Source organism: Paraburkholderia sp. WC7.3g, from assembly GCF_050436345.1.
GTDB lineage: Bacteria > Pseudomonadota > Gammaproteobacteria > Burkholderiales > Burkholderiaceae > Paraburkholderia > Paraburkholderia podalyriae.
Window position 1 is genome coordinate 2,209,194 of sequence record NZ_JBNDMA010000002.1, and the last position, 13,121, is coordinate 2,222,314.

Here is a 13,121-nt window from a genome sequence, read left to right on the forward strand (position 1 = left end):
GTCATGATCAAGATGCTTATCGCCTGTGCCGCGCTGTGCGCGAGTGCGGCAGTCTGGGCCCTGCCGCCGGGAACCGTTGCGGACTGGGCGGCCAAACCCGCGCACGCGTGGAGCGCGCCGGCGCACATGATGTTGATGGACGCGGCGCGTGCAGGTAAGCGCATCGTGGCGGTGGGCGAGCACGGCGTGATCGTTCTATCGGATGACGAAGGAAAGACGTGGCGCCAGGTCCGGCAGGCGCCGGTCTCGGCCACGCTTTCGGCGGTGACGTTCATCGATGCGCAGCGCGGCTGGGCGGTCGGCCAGTGGGGCGTGATTCTCGCGACCACCGATGGCGGCGAAACGTGGGAGAGACAGCGCATGAACCTCTCGGTGGACCAGCCGCTGTTCTCGGTTCTGTTCACGAGCGAGAGGGACGGCCTGGCGGTAGGCCTGTGGTCGCTGATGCTGGCCACACACGATGGCGGCAAGACGTGGGCCAAAGTGACCGTGCCGAAGCCGCCAGGCGGCACGAGGGCGGACCGCAACCTGTACCACATCTTCGCGGACCGTCAGGGCGCGCTTTTTATCGATTCGGAACAAGGCATGGTGCTGAAGTCCACGGACGGTGGCGCGAACTGGAGTTATCTGGCGACGGGCGGCAAGGGCACGCTGTGGACGGGCGTGGCGCTACCCGACGGGCGGATCGTGGTGGGCGGCCTGCTGGGCAGCCTGTACCAGAGCAGCGACGGCGGAGCGACGTGGGCGGCGCTCGACTCGGGCACGAAGAGTTCGATCACCGATCTCGTGGCGACTCGAAACGGATTGATGGGCGTCGGGCTCGATGGCCTTGTGTTCCGGCAACGCGAGGGCAGCACGTCGTTCGAAGTTCAGCAGCGCGACGATCGCGCGACGCTCACCGCAGCAGTGATCGATGACGCCGGCAAACCGGTGTTGATTTCGCAGGACGGGGTGCTGGCGGCACGTTGAGAAACGCCAGTCGCTACCTTGTCAGAACGTTCTCCTTAGGTGCAGAGAAGAAAGGGGAGAAATAATGAAACTGAATTGGGCATCAAGCATGGATCGGAAAAATAAGCCGGATGCACAGACCCGGCGTCAGCTGCTACGCGTTACGGCGTTGGGCGCGGCGTCACTTGCGGCCGGCGGCATGTCGCTGGCGCAGGCCGCCGTAACCATGCCCATCAACGGCGACATTCTGGACGTCGCGATCATCGGCGCGGGTCTAGCAGGACTGACCGCGGGTCGCGACCTCAAACAGGCCGGATGTGATTCGTTCGTCGTGCTCGAGGCACGCAACCGCGTCGGTGGGCGCACCTATAACCATGACCTCGGACAAGGCGTCGTTTCCGAAGCCGGAGGGCAGTGGATCGGTCCCGGCCAGACGGCGATCTTCGATCTGGCACGTCAACTCGAGATCGATACGTTTCCGAGCTGGTACACCGGCAAGACCGTGGTGATGGCGGAAGGCGCCACGATGGCCCAGGACTTTCATGGCGGGACTGGCGGCGACGACACGATCGGGAACCGGCTTGCCGAACTGTCGCGCGGTGTGCCGTCCGGCGCGCCATGGAAGGCGCCGCATCTGGCGGAACTGGACCAGCTCTCCTACGGCGAGTGGCTCCTGCAGCAGGGCGTGAAATACGAGGACGGGTATTTCCTCGCGCTAGCCGCGAAGCTGACCACGGGCGGTGCGCCGGCGCAGTTGGGGCTGCTGCATTACTTATCGATGATCAACAGTGCAAGCTGCAACTACACGCAGCTCGAAGCGTTCAAGGGGGGCGCGCAGGAAACACGCATCGTCGGCGGCTCGCAGCGTCTGAGCATCAAGATGGCCGAGCAACTGGGCGACAAGGTCAGGCTGTCCTCGCCGGTGCGCAGGATCGCGGGCTGGGATCACGATGTCGTTGAGCTTCACACCGATCAGGGCGTCCTCAAGGCGCGTCGTGTGATCGTTGCGATGAATCCGGCCCTGTGCAATCAGGTAGTTTTCGATCCGCCGTTGCCCGGCGGACGGGCGCAACTCCAGCAGAACTGGCCCACGAATGCCCCCATGCGCAAGACGGTCCACGTCTACGACAAGCCGTTCTGGCGTGACGCCGGATACTGCGGAACGATCTTCCAGGTCGGCGGCCCGGTCTTCATGGCCTACGACAACTCGCCACCCGATGCGTCGCTGGGCGTGATCGCCGCATTCGTTGCACCGGGGATGTTGCCGGACGATTCGGTGATGGCCGAAAAGACCCTGTCGGCCACTTTTGCCAAGGCATTCGGGGACCGCGCGCTGCATCCGACGCAGTTCCACGACTACGACTGGGGCCGGGTCGATCGCTGGACCCTGCATTGCATCAACCCGATGCCGCCGGGCTTCTGGACGAAGTGGGGCAAGTATCTGCATCCCGAAGTGGGGCGTCTGATCTGGTCAGGGACCGAAACCGCGGACATCTGGGCCGGCGCGATGGACGGTGCAGTGCGTTCGGGCCACCGCGCTGCCTTGCGGGCGCTGGCCGGTTTCACTCGACGCGGCGAGGTGGCGTGAATGAGACGCACATGGATCGTGAGCACAGCCGTCGTGCTGGCAGGCGTAGTGAGCGTGGGAGCGCTCTACGGACGCGATTGCCTCGACGGCATGCAGTTTGAGAAAGCGATGAGCGAGGTCGACAAGACGGAGGTGGCCAACGGCGGCCCCTGGCCGCAACGTCAGGAGACCTGCTACTTCTGCCACGGTGCGCACGGGCAATCCGTCAACGCCTGGTATCCGGCGCTGGCCGGGCAGCCAGAGGCTTATCTCGTCGCCCAGTTGCACGCGTTTGCCGGTGGGCAGCGACCCGACCCCTACATGGGTGCGATTGCGAGGGAGCTTACGGACGGGCAGATCAAAGCACTGGCTGCCTATTTCTCGCGGCAGACGTCGGCCCAAAACGAAGCGGTGCACGGCCAGCCGGCGCTCGAAAAGCGCGGCATGGAACTCGTGTCGGCGAAAAACTGCCAGGCCTGCCACGGGGCAGCGTTCATGGGCCGGGAACAGGTGCCGCAGCTGGCCGGCCAGGGCGAAGCCTATCTCGCGAAGCAGCTTGCTGCGTTCAAGACGGGCGAACGTCGTGACCCGAGCGGCGCAATGAACGGGATGGCCGCTACATTGTCCGGCGAAGACATCCATGCGGTGGCCAGCTACCTTGCGGGCCTGACGCCGGGAGGCAGCAGCGCAGGCATGCAATAGCCGTTATGGCATAGAGCGACAGGAGCCGGGAACAGGCAGGAAATAACCTGCTCTTTTTAAATCTACGTATTTTGTAATATGACCTATATTTTGTATTGTGTTCTATAAAATAGGAGCGCATTATCGCGGCAAGCCCGGCATCAAGCCGACGCAAACATTCCACCAATCAGGTTTCAGGAGGCAAGTATGGCGAAGCATCCCGTCGTCGTTTATGGCGCAAGCGGTTACACCGGCATGTTGATCATGGACTGGCTCATCGACCAGGACATTCCCTTTACGGCGGTTGCGCGCAATGCGAAGCGCACGCAGGACATGATGGCGCAGCGGGTCGTGCGCCTCGAATCGGCGAACTACGAAATCATCGAGGCCGACCACAATGTTGATGCGCTCGTGAATGCATTTCGAGGTGCGAAGGTCGTGTGCACCACCGTAGGGCCGTTCTTCGATTTCGGGCTGGTTGCGGTAGAGGCGGCACTCAAGGCAGGGTGTCACTACCTCGACACCACCGGCGAGCAACACTTCATCCGCCAGGCGCGCGATCAATTTGGCGAGTTGTACCGTCAGGCTGGTCTGCTGTTGTCGCCGTCGAACGCGTACATGTACACGTTCGCGGAAATTGCCGCCGAGCTGGCACTCGAGACGCCGGGTGTCGACGCGCTGGAGACGGCGACCTTGACGCGCGGCCCGCGCGGTGCCGGCGCCGGTGTGAGCGTCGGTTCCACGGCGACCATCTTCGGAGGCTACCGCCAGGAGTCGTGCTATCTGTGGGAAAAGGAGCTGGTGCCGCATGACAAGCACGCTTCATTCAACGTTGCCTCCCCCGATTTCCTTCAGCCCGTGTTCGCGCTCCCTTGGGGTGGCACGTCGCTGCCGGTGTACTTCGAGCACGATCCGCGCGTGCGCAGCTGCATTTCTTGCGTCGGCTTCTACGACAACAACGCGATGCAGATGGTGCATGCGCTCGGACAGAAGTGGGATGCCGAGTACGCGAACCTGCCCCGCGAGCACCAGGATGCGGTGCTCAAGCAGCTCGTCGATTCCACCACGCCGGCCATGCCGCCGCGCGAGCGCACCTCGCTTCATCGCACTGTCGACTTCGCGATCGGTCGCGGCCAGCTTGCAGCGGTGCGTGCAACCCTGCACGGCATCACGCCGTACATCTCCACTGGCGCCATTCATGCGGCCGGTGCCATCAAGCTGCTTGACGGCGAGACCGCCAGGGTGGGCTTCGCTTCAGGTTCGAAGGCATTCGGGCATCGCTATCTGCTCGGGTTCCTCGAGCTGCGTGGGCTGGCGCGCGCAACGATCGCGCAGCTGTAAGCGCCGCGCGTGCAGATTCCGGAATGACTCAGGGAAACATGGGACATGGCAATCATTGACTTCTTCGACCGCGGTTGGCGCATCAACCCCAACGGCGTCGCCTACATTCAGGACGAGCGTAGCTATTCGTTCAGTGAGGTTCACACACTGTCGTGCCGCATCGCCAACGGCCTGCTCGCAGCCGGCTTCGAAAAAGAAGCGAAGGCGGCGGTCTGGGCCGACAACGACGTCACGGCATGGACCTGCACGCTGGGGCTGTGGCGTGCCGGGGTGGTATGGATCCCCGTGAACGGACGCAGCGCACCGCGGGAGAATCAGTACCTGCTCGACGCATTCGATTGCGAAGCGCTTTTCTTTCATCAGGCGTTCGCACCGGCGATCGAAGCGTTGCGTCCCAGCCTGCCCAGAGTCAGGCTCTGGGTCTGTATCGATGCCGATCTGCCGTGGGCGCCGTCGCTCGAGATATGGAGCGCGGCGCAACCCGCGACCGAACCGCGCGTCGATTACGACATGGACGACATCGTGACCCTTTCGGGCACAGGCGGGACGACCGGCTTGCCCAAGGGCGTGATGAACACGCATCGCACGTTTCAGACTTACTTCGCGCAGTTCATGATGGCGTATCCGTATGGTGTTGAGCGCCCGGTGAATCTCGCCGCCGCGCCCATGACGCATACCGCAGGGATGCTGTCGTTGCCGTGCACCGCCCGCGGCGGTACGGTGGTCGTGCTGCCGAAGCCGGATCCGGCGCTTCTGCTCGCGGCGATCGCGAAGCATCGGGTCACGGAGTTCTTCCTGCCACCGACGGTCATCTATCGCCTGCTCGATATCCCGGGCATCGAGAGCCAGGATTTTTCGTCGCTCAAATGCTTCCTGTATGGCGCGGCACCGATGTCGGTGGAGAAGCTCAAGCGCGCGATCGAGGTGTTCGGTCCGGTCATGGCGGGCGGCTATGGCCAGACGGAAGCCCCGGCGTCCATCTCCTATCTCACGCCTGCCGAGCACTTCGTCGACGGCAAGCTTGGGCTGGACAGCCGGCTCTCGTCGGTCGGCAGGCCCAACCCGCTGATCCGCGTCGAAATCATGAACGACCGCGGTGAGATCGTGCCGCAAGGCGAGACGGGAGAAATCTGCGTACGCGGCGACCTCGTCATGAAGGGCTACTACAAGGCGCCGGAGAAGACCGCGGAAACGATTGTGGACGGCTGGCTGCACACGGGCGACGTCGGGCATCTTGACCCGGAAGGGTATCTGCACATCACTGATCGTAAGAAGGACATGATCATCAGCGGTGGCTTCAACGTCTATCCGAGCGAAGTCGAGCAAGTGATCTGGGCGCATCCGGCGGTGCAGGATTGCGCGGTGATCGGCGTGCCCGACGAAAAGTGGGGCGAAGCCGTGAAGGCGGTAGTGGAGCTCAACGCGGGTCATAGCGTCAGTGCCGAAGAGCTCGTGGCGTTGTGCAAGGAGAAGCTCGGCTCGGTCAAGTCACCGAAGAGCGTGGACTTCATCGGCGCGTTGCCGCGCAGCCCGGCCGGCAAGGTGCTGAAAAAGGATCTGCGCGAGCAGTACTGGCAGGGAGAAACCCGCCGCATCTGAGTCAGCCACGCTGGGATAAAACACCATGAGCGACATTTACATTGCCGGCATTGCGATGACCGTGTTCGGCCGGCATTTCGAACGCAGCGTCGACGATCTCGCGGGCGAAGCACTCCGCGGAGCGTTGAAGGATGCGGGTTGCGGAGCCGAGGCGATCGGCGCGGCTTTCTATGCAGGCATCACCAGCGGGCCGTTGCAAGGCCAACTGTCGATTCCGGGTCAGGTCGTCTTCAGCAAGATCGGCATTGAAGGCATCCCGGTCTACAACGTCGAAAACGCCTGCGCATCCGGCAGCACCGCTGTGCATCTCGCGGTACAGGCATTGAGGTCGGGTGCCTGCGATGTTGCGCTGGCGCTCGGTGCGGAGAAGATGAACGTCCCGGACAAGGCGAAGTCATTCGCCCTGTTCGAGGCGGGTTGGGACGTGACGCGCGTCGATGAGAACTTCGCCAGCCTGTTGAAGCTCGGCGAAGGCGTCGAGCCGCCGCCCGGTTCCGAGTCGGATCGCCCCTATAGCCGCTTCATGTCGGTCTATGCCGCGCTGTGCCGGTATCACATGAAGACCTACGGCACCACGCAGCGCCAGATCGCCGCCGTGTCTTCGAAGAACCATCTGCATTCGGTGCACAACCCGTATTCGCAGTTCCGCCAGGCTTTCACGATCGACGAGGTGCTCGCGGCGCCGCCCATCACGTATCCGATCACGCTGCCCATGTGTGCGCCCGTTTCGGACGGCGCTGCTGCGGCGATCCTGTGCACGGGGGAGGGCTTGAGACGCATCGGCGCGGACCGTAGCCGATGCATCCGGGTCGCGGCCAGCGTGGTGCGCAGCTTCACGCATCGTCGCGTCAACGAGACGCAGAAGAACATCGGCCGCCTCGCGGCGCTGCAGGCCTACGAGCAGGCGAGTCTCGGTCCCGATGACATCGATGTCGCCGAGGTGCACGACGCGTCGGCGATGGGCGAAATCATCCAGGCCGAAAACCTCCAACTGGTTCCACCCGGTCAGGGCGGTCCGGCTGCCGAGCGCGGCGAGTTCACGCTGGGCGGGCGCATTCCCATCAACACGTCGGGCGGACTCGAATCGAAGGGACATCCATTGGGTGCGACGGGGATCGGTCAGCTTTACGAACTGGTGACCCAACTGCGCGGTGAAGCGGGGGCGCGTCAGGTACCCGGCGCGCGTCACGCGATTCAGGAAAATGGCGGTGGATTTCAAGGCATCGAAGAGGCGGCGCTTGCCGTCCACATTCTGAGCAAGTCTTGACGGAGCAGGTATGGACGAGATGACGGAAACCCAGGCAGAGCGGCAAGACGACTCGCGCTCCGGGGTGAATCGCCGCACTTTCCTCAAGGGCGCGGCTGCTGCTGCCGTGGTGGTGCCAGCAGTGGCGGCCACGCAATGCTCACGTGTCGATTCTGCTGGACCCGTTGTGGAGGGCAGAATGTCTGCGGACATGGAGAAGTACCGCGCGCTAGGCGGCTGGGTCGAAAGGCCAGACGATATGCAACCCGAACTCGTAGGCGACGTGAGCGCGGATGTAGTCATCGTCGGCGCCGGTTTTGCTGGACTTTCGGCGGCGCTGGAGCTGGTCAGCCATGGAGCGAAAGTGGTCGTGCTCGAGCGTGAGTTCGCCGGATTTGGCGCGAGCGGACGCAACGCGGGCTATCTGGCCGGCGCGCTCGCGCTCGAATACGATCTGTTTCTCAAGAGCATCGGCCATGAGAAAGGGAAGGCGATCGTCCGCTACTACGAGGACGCCGTCCCCTTCGTGGAGGGCAAGCTCGAAGAGTACGAGATCGACTGTGACTACAACCAGACGGGCATCATCCGCGCGGGGATCGATCCCGCCCAGGAGGAGAAGGTACGCGAGGACATGCGAACCGGCGCCGAACTGGGCTTTCGCTCGGACTTTCTCGATCAGGGCGAGATGCGTGCACGCGGCATTCCGCCGGCGTTTCTGTTCGGCAACTACGTGCCGCGCGGTGGCACGCTCCACCCCGGCAAGTACGTGATGGGGCTCCGGCGCGCGGCTCTGCGGGCTGGGGTTAAGCTCTACGAGAATACGCCGCTGCTGTCTTACACGGAGGGGCCGGTCATCAAGGTGCAAACCCCTCGAGGCAGTGCGAGCGCCCCGGTGCTGATGCTGGCCACCAACGCCTACACCCCGCAGCTCGGCCTCCTTGCAGACAAGGTCGTACCGTTGCGGGTCTCGGCCATCGAGACCGAGCCGCTTTCCGATGCGCAGCGCAAGACCTTGGGCTGGCCGCGGCGCGAAGGCATCGTGACGGCACACTGGACCATGGAAAGCCACCGCCTGACCGTCAACAACACGCTCGTTGTGACGACGAAGCGAATCCATTATCCATACGGCTCCAAAACGCCGAACGTGCCGGACTACGAGTCGTATCGCGAGCTGCGCACGGCGCTGCATGACCGCTTTCCGACACTCAAAGGCATTGCGTTGCGGGCCTGCTGGAGCGGCTATATCAGTTTGGCCAATGACGCGTTGCCCGTTGTAGGGGCGACAGGGGCGCACCGGAACATCTTCTACAGCGCGGGGTGCTCCGGACATGGCGTGGCCGCTCAATCCATGGTCGGAAACATGATTGCCGGGCGGATTCGCGGCACCGACAATCCGCTCCTTTCCGCGCTGGATCACAAGACGCCATCGACGCTTCCAGAGCCCCTGCGATGGTGCGTGATCAACGGGACGCTGGGCGTCGTGGACGCGCTCGACGACCGCGTGAACGACAAGGCGCGCGCAGCGCAGGCGCAGCGGGCGTAATGTGCATAGCGCCACGAAATGCATACAGAGATCATGCTTCGACGGGGTGCGATTGAGGTGTTGGGCAAGTGACTCGATGGTTGGCCACGGTGAACGAACGTGATAACAGGCGGGGACAAACGCTGCGTCACGCGCCCTCCATGTGGATGGATGTTCAGCCTGGCGTAAGGTATAGTCATGTTTACCTAGAGAACGGTTCGTGTGACCGCATTGCTTCGCTTCGGCGAGGGGGCATACTTCACTCAGGACGGAAAGCGATGACAGTGCCAAAAGAACCAAGCACCCGTAAGCGGCGCACGTCGAGCGCGGCAGCCTCCGCGGGAACCGCCCCCGACGGCCTGCGTTCCCAGGGTCTACGTACGCGCAACGCGATTATTCGTGTGGCAAGGAAGCTCCTGCTCGAGAGTGGTCCCATGGACTTCTCGCTGCGCGCCGTCGCCCTCAAAGCGGGAATCAGTGTGAGCAACCTGCAGTATTACTTCCCGACGCGGCCTGCCGTCCTGCGGGCGGTCATGGCGCCCATCATCGACACGTATCTCGATACGCTGAAACAGGCGCTTCAGAGCAACGTTTCGCCGCGTGCGACGCTCGACGCTATTTTCGATCAGTCGGTGAAAGACGCGAAGGACTCGAAGAACATCGCGCTGTGGTGGCATTTCTTTTCGTTTGCGTCTACCGACCCGGAGTGCGGACAGTTGCGCGACGAATGGTACGACACCTTGACGACCGAACTTGCCACGCTCATTCGCGCGGCGAATCCGGAGCGTGGGGCGGCCGAGAGTGCCCACATTGCCGTGCTGCTCATTTCGATGGCGGACGGCATGACAATGCATCTGGGCACTCCGCGCGCCAAGCGCGCGTACATGCGAGGGTTCGAAGCGAAGTTTCTTCAGATCGCGCATGAGCTGGTGTGGGGAAAGACGGTGGACGCCGAGGCGGCTTAGGGCCGCTCACGCCGGTACAGGCACTGGCAGCCGCAGCGCCGTGCCAGTGAAGAAAGAGGACAGGGGAATACCCTGTCTTTTTTTTTCATCTCGTGTTTTGTATTGTTACCTATGTTTGGTATGTTGATCTATTAATGAAGTGATCGGGTTGCCGGGCAGTCCGGTCGACATGCGTCCAGGAAAGGAGGAGTACCGAAATGATTCGACTGCACAAGTCCGTAGGGTTGCCGCTGGCAGGATTGACCGGTTTCGAAACGCCGATGAGCGAAGAGGAGCGTGCGATCCAGGACACGGTTCACCGTTTCGCACGCGACGTACTGAAGCCCGTCGGCCGCGAACTCGACCGCATGACGCCGGAAGAAGTGATCGCGCCCGGTTCGCCGTACTGGGCGGCCATGATGGAAAGCGCGAAACTCGGCCTCGATCCGCAGCTTCTCGCGCAGCTTCCTCCGGACATGGCGGTGCGGATTGAATCATTGATCGGCGAAGAACTCGGCTGGGGTGATGCCGGGATTGCCATCTCGATCGGTGTCGCGCCCGCACCTTTGATGATGGCGCAGTCGGTCGGTAATCAGGAACTGATTGACATGTGCACGGGCAAGATTGGTTGCTGGATGAACACGCAGCCCGACCGTGGCACCGATGCCGCGATTCTCTACCGCGACGAGATCGGCGCGGGCGGCAAGCAACCGGTGGGTAACCTCACGGCGAAGGTAGGCGCGGACGAAATCGTCATCAACGGGCAGAGTTCGGCGTGGATCTCTAACGGCTCGGTCGCGCAGGTGGCGCTCGCGTACATGGCGGCGGACTATGGCGATGGCTTCTATGGCACCGGCGAACATGGCTCGTTTACCAATGGCGTGGGCATGATCATTCCACTCGATCTGCCGGGTATCTCGCGCGGCAAGTCGCTCGACAAGATTGGCCAGCGCTCGCTGCCGCAGGGCGAGATCTACTTCGACAACGTGAAGGTGCCCAAGCGCTTCGCCATTGCGTTGCAGGACGAATATCTCGGCAATCTGGCCTCGACCTGGTCGTTCGCAGGCACACACATGTGCCAGGTGTTCGTGGGGGTGGCGCGCGCGGCGTTCGAACTCGCACTGGCGTATTGTCACGAGCGCAAGCAAGGTGGAGCGTTGTTGATCGACCACCAGATGACGCAACTGCGCGTTGGCGAGATGCTGCGCCGGCTGGAGATGGCGCGTGCGATCGCGCGGCGCAGCCTCGCTTTCTCGCGTCTGTCTCCGAAGAGCCATCCCTATGCGACGGCCCAGGCAAAGGTAAGCGTGACCGAAGAGGCGATGAAGATCACGCACGAGGCGTTCCAGCTATTTGGCGGCAACGGCACTACCCGCGAATTTGCGATCGAGAAACTGTTCCGCGACGTGCGATCCGCACTGATCGAAGATGGCGAGAACTACCACCTCACGTTGCGTCTGGGCGTGCTGGCAGGAAAGCTCTATCAGAACGGGTGGACGAAGGAGTAACCACGCCTTCGGCGCCGAAGAATCGGTTGGGCGTTGGAGTTCGATGGCATTCGGATCGGGTTATCAGTTAGCAGCTGGTGTGGGGGGAGTGCCGTCAATCTGGGTTCGCTGAAGCGACAGATCTCGCGGTTCCCGGTCGAGGCGCGCAAGTGATTATCAAAGGGGTGCGAAGGAGTTGCGCGGCAAGGTGAATCGACCAGATATGGAGACTCGCCTCTGACCGGGCAGTCGCGGTGACCGCGCGGAGCGGAGCTCTCATCACGTAGACAGAGTCAATATGGCAAAAAAATCTTCCCCAGACAGCGCTACAAACCCGCAGCGCAGGCGATGGCTCAAATATGCCGGTGCCTCGGCTGCCGCGGGCACGCTCGCCATGGGTGCGCAGCAGTCGTATGCCGCAATCACCAAGGCCGCGCCAGGCGAGGACGGCATTCTCGACGTCGCCATCATCGGCGCGGGACTGGCCGGACTGACCGCCGCGCGCGACCTGCGTCAGGCGGGCTGCGAGTCCTTTCTCGTGCTGGAAGCCCGGGACCGCGTGGGTGGGCGAACGCTCAACTACAACATCCCCGTCGGATACGTTTCGGAAGTCGGCGGGCAATGGATCGGGCCCGGCCAGACCGCCGTCGCGGATCTCGCGCGCGAGCTGGGCGTCGGGACCTTTCCGACCTACTACGACGGGAACACGGTCATTCTGGGCGGAGACGGTCGCGTGGCAGTCGATCTGAAGGGCACGTTCGGCACCGACGAGTCGGTCGGGGCAAAGCTCAGCAGGCTCTCGCGCGACGTGCCTTGTGGCGCACCATGGACGTCCCCGAAGGCCGGTGAACTGGACAAGCTCTCGGTTGGTGATTGGCTGGAAAAGCAGAATATCAAGCCTGAAGACCAGGTTGCGTGGAATGGCAGCATCACCCTTTCGGGCGGCGCGGCGCCGGCGAAGATGGGGCTGCTGCATTTCCTTTCGATGGTCAATTCGGCGGATTGCGATTACTCGCAGCTCGATTCGATCAGGCACAGTGCCCAGGAAACCCGCTTCATCGGCGGCTCGCAAATCCTCAGCATCAAGATGGCCCAGCAACTTGACGACAAGGTGCGCATGTCCTCTCCGGTTCGCCAGATTTCCGGTTGGGATGGCGATGTCGTCACCGTGCATACCGACCATGGCGAAGTGCGGGCACGGACCGTCATCATGGCCATCCATCCGGCTTTGTGTCATCGGGTGCAGTTCGATCCGCCCCTGCCCGAAAAGCGCGCGGCCCTGCAGCGAGCCTGGCCCGCGCATTCTCCTGCACGGAAGACGGCGATGGTCTATCGCCGCCCGTTCTGGCGTGACAAGGGCATGAACGGCAGCATTTTCCAGTTCAATGGCCCAATCCTCTGGGCCTATGACAACTCCCCGCCCGGCGCAGAGATCGGAGTCGTCAACGCATTCGTCGAGAATGCGATGGTCCCGTCGGATCGGGACGCGGCAATGGCCATGCATAAGCAGTTCTACGCGCAGGCATGGGGCGACGAAGCGCTGTCTCCCATCGCCTACCACGATCAGGACTGGGGCCGGGCCGATCCGTGGACGATTACCTGCGTTTCCGCGATTCCGCCGGGATTCTGGAGCGCCCACGGCGAAGCGCTGCGCCCCTCGTGCGGCAAGCTGATCTGGTCGGGGACGGAGACTGCGAATATCTGGGCCGGCTACATGGATGGTGCCGTGCGTTCTGGCCATCATGGCGCGCTTCAGGCGCTGAATGCCCTGCGTCGGGCGTAGGAA

Annotated in this window: 10 protein-coding genes; all 10 read left to right on the forward strand. The window is 62.9% G+C overall.

The window, feature by feature from the left end; translation table 11 throughout:
• The first annotated feature begins 3 nt into the window (after positions 1-3).
• The 10 genes from OKW43_RS21535 to OKW43_RS21580 all read left to right on the forward strand — a co-directional run bounded on the left by OKW43_RS21535 (position 4) and on the right by OKW43_RS21580 (position 13,118).
• Positions 4-969 carry a WD40/YVTN/BNR-like repeat-containing protein gene (locus OKW43_RS21535; RefSeq protein ID WP_429449701.1) on the forward strand — a complete coding sequence of 322 codons (966 nt, stop codon included), beginning with the start codon at positions 4-6 and terminating at the stop codon, positions 967-969.
• Positions 970-1,057: 88 nt separating this feature from the next.
• Complete coding sequence (locus tag OKW43_RS21540; RefSeq protein ID WP_429449703.1) at positions 1,058-2,536, forward strand: flavin monoamine oxidase family protein; 1,479 nt, start codon at positions 1,058-1,060, stop codon at positions 2,534-2,536.
• Positions 2,537-3,217, forward strand: coding sequence for a c-type cytochrome (locus OKW43_RS21545; RefSeq protein ID WP_429449705.1), 681 nt, complete (start codon positions 2,537-2,539; stop codon positions 3,215-3,217).
• A 186-nt stretch (positions 3,218-3,403) separates the two neighbouring features.
• On the forward strand, positions 3,404-4,537 hold the full coding sequence (locus OKW43_RS21550; protein ID WP_429449707.1) for a saccharopine dehydrogenase family protein: 1,134 nt from the start codon (positions 3,404-3,406) through the stop codon (positions 4,535-4,537).
• A 45-nt stretch (positions 4,538-4,582) separates the two neighbouring features.
• Positions 4,583-6,136 carry a class I adenylate-forming enzyme family protein gene (locus tag OKW43_RS21555; RefSeq protein ID WP_429449709.1) on the forward strand — a complete coding sequence of 518 codons (1,554 nt, stop codon included), beginning with the start codon at positions 4,583-4,585 and terminating at the stop codon, positions 6,134-6,136.
• 25 nt (positions 6,137-6,161) lie between these two features.
• Positions 6,162-7,403, forward strand: a complete 1,242-nt coding sequence (locus OKW43_RS21560; RefSeq protein WP_429449711.1) for a thiolase family protein — start codon at positions 6,162-6,164, stop codon at positions 7,401-7,403.
• Positions 7,404-7,581: 178 nt separating this feature from the next.
• Positions 7,582-8,925, forward strand: coding sequence for an NAD(P)/FAD-dependent oxidoreductase (locus OKW43_RS21565; protein ID WP_429451753.1), 1,344 nt, complete (start codon positions 7,582-7,584; stop codon positions 8,923-8,925).
• Positions 8,926-9,182: 257 nt separating this feature from the next.
• The gene (locus OKW43_RS21570) at positions 9,183-9,869 is read left to right on the forward strand and encodes a TetR/AcrR family transcriptional regulator (protein WP_429451755.1); all 687 of its coding nucleotides are present in this window, start codon (positions 9,183-9,185) and stop codon (positions 9,867-9,869) included.
• A gap of 197 nt (positions 9,870-10,066) precedes the next feature.
• Positions 10,067-11,356, forward strand: a complete 1,290-nt coding sequence (locus OKW43_RS21575; RefSeq protein ID WP_429449713.1) for an acyl-CoA dehydrogenase family protein — start codon at positions 10,067-10,069, stop codon at positions 11,354-11,356.
• Between the two features lie 277 nt (positions 11,357-11,633).
• A complete protein-coding gene (locus OKW43_RS21580) occupies positions 11,634-13,118 on the forward strand; it encodes an FAD-dependent oxidoreductase (protein ID WP_429449716.1) in 1,485 nt (494 codons plus the stop codon).
• The last annotated feature ends 3 nt before the right edge of the window (positions 13,119-13,121 follow it).